14 protein-coding genes are annotated in these 15,108 nt (G+C 60.3%); 7 read left to right on the top strand and 7 right to left on the bottom strand.

What is annotated here, in order from left to right:
* Nucleotides 1-142: 142 nt before the first annotated feature.
* The 4 genes from argS (at nucleotide 143) to thrB (ending at nucleotide 5,514) form a co-directional block, all read left to right on the top strand.
* Nucleotides 143-1,804 carry an arginine--tRNA ligase gene (gene argS, locus HMPREF2692_RS04545; protein WP_070456190.1) on the top strand — a complete coding sequence of 554 codons (1,662 nt, stop codon included), beginning with the start codon at nucleotides 143-145 and terminating at the stop codon, nucleotides 1,802-1,804.
* Nucleotides 1,805-3,139, top strand: a complete 1,335-nt coding sequence (lysA, locus tag HMPREF2692_RS04540; RefSeq protein ID WP_070456188.1) for a diaminopimelate decarboxylase — start codon at nucleotides 1,805-1,807, stop codon at nucleotides 3,137-3,139.
* A gap of 111 nt (nucleotides 3,140-3,250) precedes the next feature.
* The gene (locus tag HMPREF2692_RS04535) at nucleotides 3,251-4,588 is read left to right on the top strand and encodes a homoserine dehydrogenase (protein ID WP_070456186.1); all 1,338 of its coding nucleotides are present in this window, start codon (nucleotides 3,251-3,253) and stop codon (nucleotides 4,586-4,588) included.
* On the top strand, nucleotides 4,585-5,514 hold the full coding sequence (thrB, locus tag HMPREF2692_RS04530) for a homoserine kinase (protein WP_070432833.1): 930 nt from the start codon (nucleotides 4,585-4,587) through the stop codon (nucleotides 5,512-5,514). Before HMPREF2692_RS04535 ends, thrB begins: the two co-directional genes overlap by 4 nt.
* On the opposite strand, the gene HMPREF2692_RS04525 is transcribed toward thrB, so the two are convergent.
* From HMPREF2692_RS04525 to HMPREF2692_RS04510, 4 genes are all read right to left on the bottom strand, one after another.
* Nucleotides 5,511-6,206: a helix-turn-helix transcriptional regulator gene (locus HMPREF2692_RS04525; RefSeq protein WP_070432834.1), complete on the bottom strand. Its 696-nt coding sequence runs from the start codon at nucleotides 6,204-6,206 to the stop codon at nucleotides 5,511-5,513. The two genes, thrB and HMPREF2692_RS04525, sit on opposite strands and share 4 nt — an antisense overlap.
* Nucleotides 6,207-6,325: 119 nt before the next feature.
* The gene (locus HMPREF2692_RS04520) at nucleotides 6,326-8,011 is read right to left on the bottom strand and encodes an ATP-binding cassette domain-containing protein (protein ID WP_070432835.1); all 1,686 of its coding nucleotides are present in this window, start codon (nucleotides 8,009-8,011) and stop codon (nucleotides 6,326-6,328) included.
* Nucleotides 8,012-8,021: 10 nt separating this feature from the next.
* Nucleotides 8,022-8,735: a molybdate ABC transporter substrate-binding protein gene (gene modA, locus HMPREF2692_RS04515; RefSeq protein ID WP_070822911.1), complete on the bottom strand. Its 714-nt coding sequence runs from the start codon at nucleotides 8,733-8,735 to the stop codon at nucleotides 8,022-8,024.
* A 67-nt stretch (nucleotides 8,736-8,802) separates the two neighbouring features.
* Complete coding sequence (locus HMPREF2692_RS04510; RefSeq protein ID WP_061921912.1) at nucleotides 8,803-9,063, bottom strand: DUF2249 domain-containing protein; 261 nt, start codon at nucleotides 9,061-9,063, stop codon at nucleotides 8,803-8,805.
* 69 nt (nucleotides 9,064-9,132) lie between these two features.
* On the opposite strand from HMPREF2692_RS04510, the gene HMPREF2692_RS04505 reads away from it, so the two are divergent.
* Genes HMPREF2692_RS04505 through HMPREF2692_RS04495 form a run of 3 tightly spaced genes read left to right on the top strand, consistent with a single transcriptional unit; the run spans nucleotide 9,133 to nucleotide 12,742 of the window.
* Complete coding sequence (locus tag HMPREF2692_RS04505) at nucleotides 9,133-10,200, top strand: hypothetical protein (RefSeq protein WP_235591034.1); 1,068 nt, start codon at nucleotides 9,133-9,135, stop codon at nucleotides 10,198-10,200.
* Nucleotides 10,187-11,386 (top strand): beta-carotene 15,15'-monooxygenase, encoded by a 1,200-nt coding sequence (locus HMPREF2692_RS04500; RefSeq protein WP_070456182.1) that lies wholly within the window; start codon nucleotides 10,187-10,189, stop codon nucleotides 11,384-11,386. Before HMPREF2692_RS04505 ends, HMPREF2692_RS04500 begins: the two co-directional genes overlap by 14 nt.
* Nucleotides 11,387-12,742: a multicopper oxidase domain-containing protein gene (locus tag HMPREF2692_RS04495; protein WP_070456180.1), complete on the top strand. Its 1,356-nt coding sequence runs from the start codon at nucleotides 11,387-11,389 to the stop codon at nucleotides 12,740-12,742.
* On the opposite strand, the gene HMPREF2692_RS04490 is transcribed toward HMPREF2692_RS04495, so the two are convergent.
* Genes HMPREF2692_RS04490 through HMPREF2692_RS04480 form a run of 3 tightly spaced genes read right to left on the bottom strand, consistent with a single transcriptional unit; the run spans nucleotide 12,690 to nucleotide 15,097 of the window.
* Complete coding sequence (locus tag HMPREF2692_RS04490) at nucleotides 12,690-13,346, bottom strand: molybdenum cofactor guanylyltransferase (protein ID WP_070456178.1); 657 nt, start codon at nucleotides 13,344-13,346, stop codon at nucleotides 12,690-12,692. The two genes, HMPREF2692_RS04495 and HMPREF2692_RS04490, sit on opposite strands and share 53 nt — an antisense overlap.
* Nucleotides 13,347-13,349: 3 nt before the next feature.
* A complete protein-coding gene (gene moaC / locus HMPREF2692_RS04485) occupies nucleotides 13,350-13,829 on the bottom strand; it encodes a cyclic pyranopterin monophosphate synthase MoaC (RefSeq protein WP_061921938.1) in 480 nt (159 codons plus the stop codon).
* Nucleotides 13,830-13,861: 32 nt separating this feature from the next.
* Nucleotides 13,862-15,097, bottom strand: a complete 1,236-nt coding sequence (locus HMPREF2692_RS04480; RefSeq protein ID WP_070822908.1) for a molybdopterin molybdotransferase MoeA — start codon at nucleotides 15,095-15,097, stop codon at nucleotides 13,862-13,864.
* Between the last annotated feature and the right edge of the window lie 11 nt (nucleotides 15,098-15,108).

Raw genomic sequence — 15,108 nt, 5'->3', positions numbered from 1 at the left:
TAAAGCCTAAAACTTGAGCGAGCCTTCTCGCGACAGTTTCGCAATAAGGGGCAAATGTCACACAAGTTGCTTGCTGTTATAAAAGGCCCCAATGCGTGCCTGATGCTGCTCATGTCAGCGCGGGACGATAGACTTTGACGCTATGAATCCCGTAGATCTTTCTGTGCTTATTAAAGAGACCGCAGTCGCTGTATTGAGCGAACACGAGCTCGACACCGCCGTCCTTCCTGAGACCGTGACCGTGGAGCGTCCGCGTAATCCCGAGCACGGTGACTACGCCACCAACTTGGCCCTGCAGGTAGCCAAGAAGGCTGGCGTGAATCCGCGTGATCTGGCCACCTGGCTCGCTGAGGCGCTGGCAGAAAACGCCGCTATCGACGTCGCGGAGATTGCCGGCCCTGGATTTTTGAACATCCGTCTGGCTGCTGCCGCGCAGGGCGCAATCGTCAGCCAGGTTCGCGAGGCTGGCACTTCTTATGGCCACAATGATGCTTATAAAGATCAGAAGATCAACCTGGAGTTCGTTTCTGCGAACCCCACCGGCCCAATCCACCTGGGCGGCACCCGCTGGGCAGCAGTAGGTGACTCCCTGGGTCGTGTGCTCGAGGCGTCGGGAGCTGAGGTTACTCGCGAGTACTACTTCAACGATCACGGTCGCCAGATCGACCGTTTCTCCAACTCCCTCGTTGCTGCGGCCAAGGGCGAGCCGACCCCGGAAGATGGCTACGGCGGAGACTACATCCAGGAGATTGCGGCCAAGGTTGTCGAGCAGGTCCCGAACGCACTGGAAGGCTCTGAGGACGAGGTCCGCGAGAAGTTCCGCGCCTCCGGCGTGGAGATGATGTTCGCGCACATCAAGGATTCTCTCCACGAGTTTGGCGTTGACTTCGACGTCTACTTCCACGAGAACTCGCTTTTCGAGTCCGGCGCAGTCGAAAAGGCCGTCGCTCACCTGAAGGACAACGAAAAGCTCTACTTCGAAGATGGTGCATGGTGGCTGAAGTCCACCGACTACGGCGATGACAAGGACCGCGTGGTTATCAAGTCCGATGGCGATGCTGCCTACATCGCTGGTGATATTGCTTATGTAGCTGACAAGTTCGACCGCGGCCACGATCTGGCCATATACATGCTGGGCGCGGATCACCACGGTTACATCGCCCGCCTGCGCGCGGCCGCCGCCGCCATGGGCTATAACCCAGAGCAAGTCGAGGTACTCATCGGCCAGATGGTCAACCTCCTGCGTGACGGTCAGGCAGTAAAGATGTCCAAGCGTGCCGGCACCGTCATCACCCTCGACGATCTCGTCGAGGCCATCGGCGTCGATGGCGCACGCTACTCCCTGGTGCGTTCTTCCGTGGATCAGTCCATCGACATCGACCTGGGCCTGTGGGCTTCCCAGTCCTCCGATAACCCTGTTTACTACGTTCAGTACGGCCACGCGCGCATCTGCTCCATCCTGCGCAAGGCGCAAGAGCTGGGCCTTGACGCCGCGGCTATGGCAGATGCAGATCTTGCGCTTCTCACACACGAGAAGGAAGGCGATCTCATTCGCACTCTGGGCGAGTTCCCTGAGGTTGTCTCCACCGCAGCGACCTTGCGCGAGCCGCACCGCATCGCCCGCTTTGCCGAGGAGTTGGCGGCTGTGTTCCACCGCTTCTACGACCAGTGCCAGGTGCTGCCGAAGGCGGACGAGACAACGCAGCCAATCCATATCGCACGCCTCGCGCTTGCCGACGCCGCACGTCAGGTCCTCTCCAACGCTCTGACCATGGTGGGCGTCAGCGCCCCGGAGAAGATGTAGATGGATTTCAACCAGCTTCCAGCCCACGTCTGGCCACGCAACGCTAAGCGCCAGGACGATGGCGTGGTCACCATCGCCGGCCTGCCACTTACAGAGCTCGCGCAGGAATACGGCACGCCGCTCTATGTCTTCGATGAGGACGATTTCCGCTCTCGTTGCCGCGACATGGCACGTGCTTTCGGCGGGCCTGAGCACGTGCACTACGCATCGAAGGCATTTTTGACCAAGCGCGTCGTGAAGTGGGTGGCCGAGGAAGGCCTATGTCTTGACGTGGCTTCCCTCAATGAGGCCAAGGTAGCCCTGGCAGCTGGTTTCCCGCCGGAGCGCATGACCGCGCACGGCAACAACAAGGAGCGCGAGTACCTACAGCTGTGTGTGGACAATGGTGTAGCGCACGTCGTGCTCGACAACGAAGGTGAACTGGCGCAGCTTGATGAAATCGCGCGTGCGGCCGGCCGTGTTCAGCCAGTCATGATTCGCGTCAAGCCCGGCGTCGACGCCCACACCCACGAATTCATCGCAACCTCGCATGAGGATCAAAAGTTCGGCATCTCCCTGGCCACGGGTGCGGCATTTGGTGCCTCTAAGGCAGCTCTGGAAGCTGAAAACTTGGAGCTGGTGGGGCTGCACTGTCACGTGGGTTCGTCTGTTTTCAATGCTGATGGCTTTAAATTGGCCGCCGAACGCGTGCTTTCGCTCTATAAGCGCATTCATACCGAGCTGGGGGTAGCGCTCAAGGAGCTCGACCTGGGCGGCGGTTTCGGCATTCCATACATGGAGTACGAGGAAGCTCTCGACGTCGCCAAGCTGGCCCAAGATCTGCTTGCCGCAGTGGAGCGCACCGCTCGCGAACTGGGCATCGATGCGCCTTTCGTTCTGGTCGAGCCGGGCCGCTCGCTGGTCGGCGCCTCTGCGGTAACCGTGTACTCGGTGGGCACCGTCAAAGACGTAGAGACCGGCAAGGCCGAGCTGCCGATGCGCCGTTATCTCTCAGTCGATGGCGGAATGTCGGATAATATCCGCCCCGCGCTCTATGAGTCGGAATATGACGTGCGTGTGGTTAACCGGTTGACTCAAGGTGAGCCAGTGGATTCCCGCGTGGTGGGCTTCCACTGCGAGTCCGGTGACATCTTGGTTAGTGAACGCAAGCTGCCGGGCGACATTAAGACAGGGGATCTGCTGACCTTCGCCACCACCGGCGCCTATCAGTACATGATGGCCTCGCGCTACAACGGCGCGCTGCGCCCGGCCGTGGTCTCCGTGCGCGATGGTGAGGCTAGTCTGATGCTGCGTCGCGAGACAGTCGAGGACCTAATGGCCCTTGAAATTGATTAAATTCACCGCTTTTAACTGTTGAGCAAAAGAATCTTCTGGAAGCGCAAAAACTAGACAGCTCGTTCCGTATAGTGTGGGTAGCAATTTAACTACCAAAGATTAAGGGACGATATGACTTCACAGACCAAGAGCCGCACTGGTAAAGGCGAAGGCGAAGCTGTAGGCATCGCGCTGCTTGGTTTCGGCACCGTTGGTGCCGAGGTCTTCCGCCTGCTGGGGGAAAACGCTGATGCCTTTGCCCACCGCATTGGCGGTCCCGCAGAAATCCGGGGCGTCGCCGTGCAGAATAAAAATAAGCTGCGTCCTGGTGTGCCGAAGGATCTGCTCACCGACGATGCGAAGGCCCTAGTCATGCGCGACGACATCGACTTGGTTGTCGAGGTCATCGGCGGTATCGATTTCCCCCGCGAGCTCGTGCTGGCTGCGCTGAATGCTGGTAAGTCTGTGGTTACCGCGAACAAGGCGCTGGTGGCTGCTCATGCGGACGAGCTGGCAGAAGCTGCCGATAACGCTGGCGTGGACCTCTACTTCGAGGCTGCAGTGGCTGCCGCCATCCCGGTCGTGGGAATGCTTCGTCGTTCGCTCGCGGGCGACCAGATTCAACGCATTTCCGGCATTGTCAACGGCACCACCAACTTTATTTTGGACGCGATGGAGTCCACGGGTGCCTCCTACGCGGACGCGCTCGCTGAGGCCACGCGGCTAGGCTATGCCGAGGCCGATCCAACTGCCGATGTCGAGGGTCATGATGCCGCCTCGAAGGCGGCCATCCTCGCGTCTTTGGGCTTTCATACCCGCGTTACCTTCGATGATGTTTATTGCGAGGGCATTTCCAACATCACTGCTGAGGATATTTCCGCCGCACAGCAGGCAGGCTATTCCATCAAGCTGCTGGCCATCTGCGAGCGCCTGCGTGATGCGGAAGGCAATGAGTCCGTCAACGCGCGCGTGCACCCGACCTTGGTCCCTAAGGAGCACCCGCTGGCCTCCGTCAGCAAGTCCTATAACGCTATCTTCGTCGAGGCCGAGGCAGCTGGCTCCCTGATGTTCTACGGCAACGGTGCCGGCGGTAACCCGACGGCGTCTGCGGTGCTTGGCGACGTCGTCGGCGCCTCCCGCAACATCGTTCACGGCGGCCGTGCGCCGGGGGAGAACACCTACGCTAACCTGCCGATAGCAGACTTTGGTCAGGTATACACCCGCTATCACATCGATATGGAAGTCGTAGACCGCACAGGCGTGCTCTCTGCGATCTCCGCGCTATTTGCCAAGCACAACGTCTCCCTGCGCACTGTGCGCCAGGAAGACGGCGACGGAATCGCTCGCCTCATCGTGGTCACCCACACCGCGTTGGAGCATGAGATGCAGGGCATCGTCGAGGAGCTGGGCCAGCTTGATGATGTCAAGGCGGTCCACTCCGTTATTCGCTTGGACGGTGGCCAGCTGTGAGCACGGAGGTAGAGGTAGGTGTCAAGGCCACGGTAAAAGTCCCTGCTTCCTCAGCTAATCTGGGCCCCGGCTATGACACCCTCGGCATTGCGTTAAGCCTTTATGACACCGTCGAGGTTGAGGTCATCCCCGCTGGGCTGGAGGTAGAAATCTTCGGTGAGGGAGCAGAGGACTTGCCACGCGATGACTCTCATCTGGTAGTTAAAGCCATCCGTTCCGCGCTGAATGCGGCGGATGCTGCGGTGCCGGGTCTGCGCGTTACCTGCAATAACAACATCCCACAGTCGCGTGGTCTTGGTTCTTCGGCCGCCGCTGCCGTCGCCGGCGTTGCAGCGGGCAATGCCTTGGCAGGCTCACCGCTAAACAGCGATCAGCTAGTGCAGCTGTCTTCTGCTTTTGAAGGGCACCCCGATAACGCCGCGGCGTCCGTGCTAGGCAATGCCGTGGTCTCCTGGACCACAGTGCCGGTTGACGGCCGATCTTTGCCAGAATATCGCGCTGTCAGTGTGGATGTACACGAGTCCATCCAGGCCACAGCCTTGGTACCGGATTTCCATGCCTCCACCCAAGCCGTTCGCCGCGTCCTGCCTTCGCACGTGACGCACGGCGATGCTTCCTTCAACGTCTCGCGCACTGCCGTGCAGGTGGTCGCACTGCAAAAGTATCCGGAGCTGTTGTGGGAAGGCACCCGTGACAGGCTGCACCAGCCTTATCGTGCTGATGTGTTGCCTATTACCGCGGAATGGGTCAACCGTCTGCGCAACCGCGGCTATGCGGCCTACCTTTCAGGTGCGGGCCCTACCGCGATGGTGCTGCACACTGAGCCTATTGAGGAATCAATCTTGCAGGATGCGCGCGAAGCGGGCCTGCGAGTACTCCCACTGGAGGTTGCAGGCCCGGTCGAGGTCCATGCAGCGCGGGCTTAAGCAGTCTGCTTGACGTTTACGCAGCAGGTTCCGTTGCCTGACTTCGGAACCAGCGTAAGCGAGAGGTGCTCGCCGGAATCAGCTGCGACTTGTTCCAAGAAACCATCGTGGATAGCGCAGACGAACGGGGAGGGCTTGATGCCTGCCGCTACGAATGGGCAGGCATGCAGCTCCATGTCGGTCTGACCATTTTCTTCGAGCTCGGTAGTCGATGCAGTGGGGTCAAATCCCATATCGCGCATCTTGCGATATAGCGGGGTCAGCGCGTTGGCGGAGGGAAACTGGTCCTGGTGCGTTGAGGCAGCCCACTTGCGGCCAATTGCGCGTGCCTGTTCGGAGGCGTAATCGTTGAGCTCTTCCTTATCTGCCAACATCTCTGCCAAAACGCTAATGAGGGTGACGTATTCTTCTGCCACTGAGCGGTTATCAGGGATGCGCACCTGGAAAATCAGCGAAGGGCGTCCGCGGCCCTTGGCCGGTGCGGTAATAACGCGGACTGCGCCTACATGTACCAGCTCATCGAGGTGGCCGCGCGCGGTATTGACATGCATGTCCATGTCTTTGGCGATGTCCGCCGCGCGTGCTCCTTGCGGATATTCCTGCAGAACGTTTAAAACTTCTCGCTGTTTGGGTGACAGGCGTAGTGCTTCTGGGAAAAGTTCTGTGGAGGACCGCGGTGCATGGACGGGCATGTTTCTCCTCGAATAATTTATAAGGTTAATCGGTTGTTAATAATGACGATACAGCGCTGACCCGTAGAAAAGACAATGATAGAGGTGCGATATGTGCCACTACGTGCCGCGACGGTAATTTATTTAGTGCAGATCTCGCAGTAAACCGTCTCGCCCACGCTCAATGTTTTGGCTTGATCGATGCCAATCGCCGCCTCGACGTGTTGGCCGCTAAGGTCTAGCGCGGCGATTACACGGTCTAAGGAATGGGCACGAATATCCTTTATTTTCGCCTGCCACCTGCCCGACTCAGTGAGAGTTATCTCCTCCGGACTTAGCACAAAGCGAGTTGGCCCGGTGGTATCGGGGATCACGGCGCCTTGTTCGAGTCTTCCCTGGATAACCACCCTGCCGAGCAGCCTTGCGACGAAGTGATTGGGCGGGTTTTCTACGATCTCGTTTGTTGGAGCGTGGAGGAGAATCTTGCCGCGTTCTACCACTGCGACCTCGTCGGCCAGGCTCAAAAGGTCTAGCACATTATGGGTGACCATGACGGTGGTCCGGTCGTGGCTCGCCGCAGCTAGCAGCTTGCGCCATTGCGCAGCAGCTGCGGCGTCGACAGCAGCTAGCGGTTCATCCAACAATAAGATGGAAGGGCGTGCAGCCAGCGCGCGGACGAGGCCAGCTTGGGCAGCCTGGCCGCCCGAGAGATCGCGTGCTTTTATCTCCGCAATCTCGCTTAAGCCCGCCGCAGCAATCAATTCGGCAGTAGCGGCCTTATCGTGAGTGACCATAGTGATAGCCTCCGCGACCGTCGAGTGGGGCGGCAGCGCTGGCTTTTGCGTCAGCATCACGGCGTGGGACTCATCAGAGAGGCGACGCAGCAGTGTGGTCTTGCCGGCACCGTTGATGCCAACGACCGCCGTGGTGGCTGCTTCCTTGAAAGGCGCCAATTGGCCTGCGGCGGGCGGCAGGCTGAGTTGGCGCAGCTTGGCGACGTCGATGTCAGACTGCGCATGCGCCTGCGGCGAAGGCTCACGGTGTAGCAGCGATGGGATGCCCGCGCAGGCGAGACAGACCACAGCGAGGCCGATGAGAATCGCAGACAGCGCATAAGCGTTGTCCGCACTGACCTCGCGTTCTAGATAGATGCCGCTCGACATCGTGCGGGTGAGCCCCGGCATGGAACCGGCGAAGGTAATCGTGGTGCCAAACTCGCCGAGGCTGCGTGCAAAGGCGAGTGCTCCACCCGTGAAGATTGCCGGTGCGATGGTCGGCAGCATGACTTTGCGCCAGATGGCCCCGCGTGTCATGCCAACCCGGCGCGCGGACAGGGCCACTTCATGGTCGGTCTGGCGCAGCGCGGAGTCCACCGCCACCACTACGAAAGGAAGGGCGACGAAGGTTTGCGCCACGACGACGCCGGCGAAGGCGAAGGCGAAGTTTAGCTGCAAGGCATCCAAGAGTGGGGCCAAAAGGCCGCGGCGGCCCAACGCCGCGCTGAGCGCCAACCCTCCGACCACCGGCGGCATCGCCAGTGGCAAGTACACCAGCAGGCGCACCGCCTGGCCAATGCGGTTTTGCCCGTGCAACCAGATGGCTAGGCCGGTGCCGAAGAAGGTGGCAAGCAGTGCAGAAATAGCAGCCGAGGTTAGCGTGATGCGTAACAGGTCGTGGGTAGTTTCTTGAGAAAGCACCGTGCCAAGGCCCGTCCACGGAACGCGGGTGGCCAAAGCAAGTACTGGTACCGCGACGTATAAAACCGCCAAGGCGCCCGCCACGGCGAAAGGCCAGGGGGCGCGAGGTGGGGTGGTGCGCACATGCATGGAAAGCAGTTTAGTCGGCGGGCACGAAGCCATAGCGCGACCAGGTCTCGTCGAAGTCGTTAGCGAGCATGTCCAGCAACGAAGAGGCGGCATCCTGGTGCGGGCTGTTTTTGACTACGGCACCCAAGATTTGGTTGCGGAATTTCTCCGCGCCCTCGATGGGGATTACCTCCAGGTCAGGATTGGCTGCTGCATCGGTGGAGTATACCCATCCAGCATCCGCCTCGCCGCTGGCCACTTTGCCTACTACGTCGGCGACCTGGCCCTCTTTGGAATCGGCGCTCACGTGCAGGTGCTGATCTGCCATGATTGTATCGGCGATCGCCCCGCAGGGGACCGAAGGGTCGCAGCGCACGAAGTAGTCGGTCTCATCCAAGTCGTGGACGGAGTGGATATGCCCAGGATTGCCCGGCGGTACCACCATCACCATGGAGTTGGTGGCCAGTACGCGAGGCTGCTCGACATCGCCTGCGGCCACCGCCTTGTCCATGGTCTCCTGGGACGCGGTAAGCAGCACGTCGGCAGGCGCGCCTTGATGGATTTGTTCTACCAGGGAAGCAGAACCGCCATTGTTAATCAGCATGGGCGTGACGGCCTCAAGCTCATGGTTGAGCACGCGCGTTGAAGAGGCGGCGAAGACGTTGAGCTTATCCCCGCCGCCTGCGCAACCGGTAAGCGCGCAGGCGGCTAGGGCAGCAAGGCAAATAGCAGCAGATTTTTTCATAATCACCAAATTTACGCACCTGCACGATTTCGAGTGAGAGATGGGGAGGGGAAGTCGCAGAAAACTGCTACGCCACGCGGGTGAACTTGATGTGGAAGTCCTGTGGTTGTTCCTTCAGGTATTCCAGCTCAAAGGACTCTTCGCGGGCTTCGATTTCTTTGAGCAGTGGCACTGGGTTGTGCGGTGCGATAAGGATCATTGCTTCGCCGACGTTGAGGGTGCCCAGCGCGCCGTGGATAGCGCCGTGGCGCACGGCGTGTGGGATTTCGGAGGCGTTTAGGGTTGGCACTTCGCTTGCTTTGTGGGCATCAGTAATTGGCAGTTGCATGATGGTCCTTTCATTTGGTTTGAAGGCTTTGGTTTTCACCTTAGCGCCAATATTAGTACGATAAAACTCGTGAAAAATATTGCGCATCGTTTCGTGTTTCTGGCCTTTGCCGGAGCGGCGTTGCTCGTTGGTCTTTATGCGGGCGCGGCACTGCTGGGCGTCGCACCAACGTCCACAGCTGCACGTGCGCATGGACCGCTCATGGTCTTTGGCTTCGTCGGCGGAGCAATCGGCTTAGAGCGCGTAGTCGCTGTCAAGAAAACGTGGGCCTGGGCAGGGCCCATCTGCCACGTCGTGGCGGTGGTGAGCCTGCTAGTGGGCGCACCCCGGTTTGTCCCCGCCATCTTCTTTGCGTGGAGCTTCCTCATCCTCGGTGCAATTTATCTCGAGATTCATCGCCGGCAGCCCACGCTAGCCGTGCTCGTGCAGGCGGCGGGTGTTATCGGCGGCGTGGCGGCCAGCCTGTTGTGGGCCATGGCTGATTCCTTTGCCATGGCCATGCCGCTGTGCGTGCTGTACGTGGTGAGCACCATCATCGGAGAGCGCATGGAGCTTGCCCGTGTGACCATGGCCGGTACAAAAGCGGAAAACCTCATCACCGTGCTCGTTCTGGCGCTAGCAGCCGCCGGTGTCATCTTCGTCCTAGTCCCCGCGGTGGGCTACCGCTTGATGGGCCTTTTCCTCTTCGCGATTTCGGTGACCACCGTCCGCGTGGATGTGGCCAAGAATTTGGTGCACGGCACCGGCCTGCCGCGCTATTCCGCAGTCTGCATGCTGGCAGGTTACTTCTGGTTGGCGCTCGCCGGAGTCATCTGGCTGGCGTTCGGCCAAGCAACGGGCTTTGCCTATGACGCCTCGGTGCACACGGTCTTCCTGGGGTTTGTGATGTCGATGATTTTCGCACACGCGCCCATCATCCTGACCTCCGTCATTCGCAAGAAGCTGCCATATCGCACCGTGCTCTACCTGCCGGTCGCACTATTGCACGGCGGTCTTGTCCTGCGCATCGCCGCGGACGCACTCGCGCAAACAACTGTCTTCCGTGTGGGCGGCATGACTAACGTAATAGCAGTCTTGCTCTTTGTCTTAAGCGGTTTTATTTTGACCATGTGGGAGGCACATCGTGCACATCGCTGACGTTTCTTTGGCCGCACGCGGGCGCTGGCACATGATTGCCGCCTGCGTCATCGGCTTCTGGGTAGTAGCTGGGATAGTCATCAACATCGCCAGCCACCTAGGCGCAAGCGTGGTGTGGTGGGACCTCATCCATCCCTTCACCATCGGTGCGATGACCACCGCCATCATCGTCTATTCCACGCACTTCACGGAGGCACTCACGCGCATGCAGGCCCGCGGGTACAAGGGCGTGGCCTGGCGCGTGGGGATTGTCCAGGTTGGCTTGGTACTGCTGCTCGTTGACCGCGCCGGGTTTGACTGGGGCCCGCTTTCCGACGCCGCATCGCTTCTTATCATCGCTACCTTCTGCTGGCATGGCTTCGATATCTACCGGGCGCTTCGGGGATCACTGGCCGGTTTATTCGCGGTGACGGTGCCTTTCTACATCGCGGCCGCAGCATTCGTGATTGTTTCCGTGTTGCTCGTGGTGCTAGCAGCCAATGGTGTGGGCAACTATTCACTCCTGGTAGCCGCCCACTCGCGGGGCATGGTCTGGGGCTTTGCCTGGCTGACCATCGTGGCAACCGTGGTCACGCTTTTGCCTACTTTGAGCGGCACCAAGATTGCCCCCGCCGCGCGGGCGCGCTGCACTAGGGCGCTCATCGTCCACTGCGTTGGCTTGGCGCTCGCGTTGGGCCTTAATTCTTTCGGGCTTAGCCGCGCAGCAGGTATGACACAGCTGCTGGTGGTGCTAGCGGCATTGCTCATCATCCAGCCCATCCTCGCCACGCTGCTGGCGGGCAAGCCACAGCTGACCACGGCGACGGTCTCGGTCGTCGCCGGACTGTTGTGGATGCTTAGCCTCTGCGCCGCCGACGCGGTCTGCGCCATTTTAGGGGTCTACCCACGCGTGGTGACGTTGCTGCTCATGCCAGCATTCGTAGGCGCAGGTCTCATGCAACTGGTTACGGGCGTGCTGCACCACTTGTTGCCCACCCTCGTCGGCGGCGGCCCGGCCAAGGTGACACTGGGCAGAAAGGTCGCTGATTACGGCGGATACGCCCGCTTGGTGCTTATCAACCTAGGTGCGATGTTGTGCTTGCTCGGGGCCGATATAGCCGGGCTTATCATGATGGGGCTTGGCCTTATCACCAACATCTTGGCCATCGCGGTGGCCGTTTCCAAACAGAAAAGACTGGAGAACTAAATGCTCAGCGTTTCTTCTAATCAACCTCAAAAGCCACCGGCTCAGAACAACTGGGCATCGTGGATTCTCATCGGCATCGCCCTGGCCGCGGTGATTGCTCTAGCGGTTTTCAATAGCACCTCCAAGGCACAACGGGCGTCGGAAAGCGAAGGCGTTGATGCCACCGTCGTTGAGGTTAGTGTGGAAGGCATGTCCTTCGTGCCTTCTTCCATCGATGTGCCAAAGGGCACCCACCTGGTGGTGAAGTTCACGAACACCGGAGATATGGTCCATGACCTGAAGATCGGCGACAACGAAACCGGCCGCGTCGAACCCGGCAAGACCGTCGAGCTAGACGCCGGCCTCATCGAGGAGACCACCCAGGGCTACTGCACCATCGCGGGGCATAAGGCGCAGGGCATGGTCTTTGACGTCAACGTCACCGACGCGCCTGCAGAAGGCGACGCCATGGCTGGCATGCACCATCACTCAGCTAGCCACCCAGACGTGCCCAGCGCTGCCGAGCGCACCCAGGAACGGGAGGGATTTAAGGCCTTCGATGCTGCGCTGCCGGCTGCAAAGGCAACCACGCACGAGGAAACCTGGACCATGACCGAGGACGAGGTCGAGGTAGCGCCAGGTGTAAAACAAACGCGGTGGCTATTCAACGGCCAAGCCCCAGGGCCAACCTTGCGCGGCAAGGTGGGCGATAAGTTCAAGATCACCATCAAGAACGAGGGAACCATGGGCCACTCCGTGGACTTCCACGCCGGCGAGGTCAACCCGGATGAGAACATGAAGACCATCGCGCCGGGCGAGTCCCTGACTTATGAGTTCACCGCGCACCGCTCCGGCATCTGGATGTATCACTGCTCCACGGCGCCGATGAGCCTGCACATTGCCAACGGCATGGCCGGCGCGGTGGTCATCGATCCGCCAGAGCTTGGCGACGCCGATGCGGAGTACGCAATGATTGCGGACGAAATCTTCCTGGGCGACGAAAATGGCGCCGACGCCGACCGCGTCTCAAACGGCGAGTACGACCTGATGGCGTTTAATTACTATCCGAATCAGTACGACCTTGAGCCGCTGCATGCCAAGGTGGGCGATAAGGTACGCATCTGGCTGCTCAACGTGGGCCCAGACCAGCCGTTGTCTTTCCACGTGGTGGGCGAGCAATTCGACACCGTCTACAAGGAAGGCGACTTCCTCATCAAGGACCTGGATGATGCCGGCTCTCAGGCCGTGGATCTCCTACCCGCGCAGGGTGGATTCGTGGAGATGACCTTCAATGAACCCGGCACCTATAGCTTTGTCAATCACATCATGACCTCGGCTGAAAAGGGCCAGCACGGAAAGATTGTGGTCTCGCGGTAGTCATTGCTCGGCGGCGCTCCCATTCGGCGAGTTCAGCCAAGGTATCGTAGTCCTCTTCCGCGCCTGTACCCGGCACCGCGATGAGGCGAGGGACTGCGTGCAACAGCCTGCGGGCTGACTTGTTGTGCAGGCAGTCGAAGGAATCTACCGCTTGGCGCAGGCCGTTGTAGTGCCATAGCGCGCACAGTGGCTGGATAAAATCGCCGCTTAAAGCCGCCGCTACCGAGGGAATCGAGCTTTGCGCTTCGCAGGCGGCGAGTTTTTCCAACAACTTTGGCAGCATTTGGGGCGAATCCGGCGCATCCACAGATAACACTGCGATATAGCGAAGTGGCGCTAAACTACGTGCTTCCAGGTTCTTCAGGCCTGCCGCGATGCCAGCTGCAGGCCCACCAAAAAGCGGATTTTCGCATACCTGCGGCAGGCCCAGCGGAAACGGGGAAACCACGCAGACCGGCGCGCCATAAGGAAGCTGCCTGCGCACGACGTCGACAAGCCTTTCGCCCCGCACACGCACCGAGCCCTTATCGCGCCCGCCCATCCTGGTGCCGTGGCCGCCTGCCAGGATGATGACTCCTAGCTCGTGCGGTTTGTAGTTCAGCATTGCCTAGGTTTTAGGAAGCTCGCGGCTCCAGTCGCCGGAACGGCCACCGGACTTTGCGGTGATCCCACAGCGGCGGATAAATGCGGAGCGGTCGACGCCTTTGACCATATCGATGATGGACAGCGCCGCAACGTTGACCGCGGTAAGCGCCTCCATCTCCACACCGGTGCGATCGGCGGTTCGCACCGTTGCCTCGATGAAGACATGGTCGTCTCGGATTTCCAGATCGACCGAGCAACCATGCACGCCGATGGTGTGGGCGAGGGGAAGCAGTTCCGGGACCTTCTTGGCCGCCGAGATGCCGGCGATGCGCGCGACCGCTAGCACGTCGCCCTTGGGAACCGTGCCGTCGCGAAGCGCAGAAAGAACCTCAGGAGAACACGCAACCTCGCCTTGCGCGGTAGCGGAGCGGACGGTGGGCTGCTTTTCTGTCACATCCACCATGTAGGCGGAGCCGGAAGAATTGAGATGGGTAAATTTCATGGGGTCTAGTCTAATTAAGTCCTAATCGAGAATTAATAGACAACCACGCGGACTTCATCGCCAGCCTGAATTTCGGAGGTCACCTCAACCAGGCCGCACGTGCCGTGGAGCGAGGCCACGAAGTGGCTGCTCAACCCGCTGGCAAAGGGGTACGCCACGACGGCCTCGCCGAACTCCAAGCGTGTGGGCACAAATGCCGTGCCGTGCTTGTGGGCCACGGGGAACGCCTCCCCGGCGCGCGCGACGATGGTGCGCCCGCTGCAGACCTTCGTGCGGGCAGGGCGCCCGCTCAAGGCCTCGAGGAAAGGCGAAACATAAAGGTGGTAGGAAACAAACGCCGCTACGGGATTGCCCGGCAGGGAGATAACCGGCAAACCTCCATAGAGGGAAAAACCTTGCGGCGTGCCCGGCTTTTGCTTGACCCCGCCGAACCAAGCCTTACAGTCCTCTGCGGCCTGGAGCGCGGTCTGCGTGACGTCGAAGGCGCCGGCGGAAACACCGCCCGTCGTGATTACTACCTCGTGGGAATGAAACAGCTGCTCAATCGTCTCGCGCAGCTGCTCCGGGGAGTCGGAAGAGCGCATGTGCGTTACCACCGCATGCGGGATGGTGGAGCGAATCAGCGACTCGATCATCGGCCCATTCGAATCGGGTAGCTGGCCCGGCTCGAGGCTCGAGCCCTCGACCAGTTCGTCGCCGGAGGAGACCACGCCTACGAGAACGGGGCGGTGGACGCGAACATGCGTGATGCCAGCCGAAATCAGCGCGGCAATAAGGCTGGCATCGACCACGGTGCCCGGCTTGGCGATGGTCGCGCCCTCCCGAACGTTTTCTGCCTTCGGGCGGATGTGTGTGCGCCTTGGCGTCTCGTTGATGGTGACCTCACTCGGCAGCTCGTGTGGGCCGGCTGGAATATCGGTCAACTCCACCGGGACTACGACTAGGCCATCGTTGTCCTCCGGAACCGGCGCGCCGGTCATGATGCGCACCGCCTTGCCCGCTGGCACCTCCATGGGTGCCTGGCCCGCCGGAACGTCGCCTGCGACGGGCAAACGCGCAGGCAGCTCAACCAGATCCTTTACGTGTACCACGAAGCCATCCATCGCAGAGTTGCTAAAAGGCGGCACCGCTAGGCGCGCAGTAACGTCTTCTGCAATAACGCGGCCCAGAAGCTTCTCGTTGACCGGCTGGGCTTCCGGAAATACCTCTACCGGCACCGGCCGGGCGTGAGACATTATCGCCTCGAAGTGTTCTTGTGGGGTGCGCATGCTTTTCAAAC

The sequence above is a fragment of the Corynebacterium sp. HMSC036D03 genome (genome assembly GCF_001836185.1).
Taxonomy (GTDB): Bacteria; Actinomycetota; Actinomycetes; order Mycobacteriales; family Mycobacteriaceae; genus Corynebacterium; species Corynebacterium simulans.
The sequence above is the reverse complement of the archived record's forward strand: the minus strand, read 5'-3'. Positions and strand labels throughout refer to the sequence as shown.

Bases quoted from the DNA above. Each gene is read 5' to 3' on its own strand.
- argS (WP_070456190.1), top strand. From the start codon at position 143: ATGAATCCCGTAGATCTTTCTGTGCTTATTAAAGAGACCGCAGTCGCT.
- lysA (WP_070456188.1), top strand. From the start codon at position 1,805: ATGGATTTCAACCAGCTTCCAGCCCACGTCTGGCCACGCAACGCTAAG.
- HMPREF2692_RS04535 (WP_070456186.1), top strand. From the start codon at position 3,251: ATGACTTCACAGACCAAGAGCCGCACTGGTAAAGGCGAAGGCGAAGCT.
- HMPREF2692_RS04525 (WP_070432834.1), bottom strand. From the start codon at position 6,206: ATGCCCGTCCATGCACCGCGGTCCTCCACAGAACTTTTCCCAGAAGCA.
- HMPREF2692_RS04520 (WP_070432835.1), bottom strand. From the start codon at position 8,011: ATGCATGTGCGCACCACCCCACCTCGCGCCCCCTGGCCTTTCGCCGTG.
- modA (WP_070822911.1), bottom strand. From the start codon at position 8,735: ATGAAAAAATCTGCTGCTATTTGCCTTGCTGCCCTAGCCGCCTGCGCG.
- HMPREF2692_RS04510 (WP_061921912.1), bottom strand. From the start codon at position 9,063: ATGCAACTGCCAATTACTGATGCCCACAAAGCAAGCGAAGTGCCAACC.
- HMPREF2692_RS04495 (WP_070456180.1), top strand. From the start codon at position 11,387: ATGCTCAGCGTTTCTTCTAATCAACCTCAAAAGCCACCGGCTCAGAAC.
- HMPREF2692_RS04490 (WP_070456178.1), bottom strand. From the start codon at position 13,346: ATGCTGAACTACAAACCGCACGAGCTAGGAGTCATCATCCTGGCAGGC.
- moaC (WP_061921938.1), bottom strand. From the start codon at position 13,829: ATGAAATTTACCCATCTCAATTCTTCCGGCTCCGCCTACATGGTGGAT.
- HMPREF2692_RS04480 (WP_070822908.1), bottom strand. From the start codon at position 15,097: ATGCGCACCCCACAAGAACACTTCGAGGCGATAATGTCTCACGCCCGG.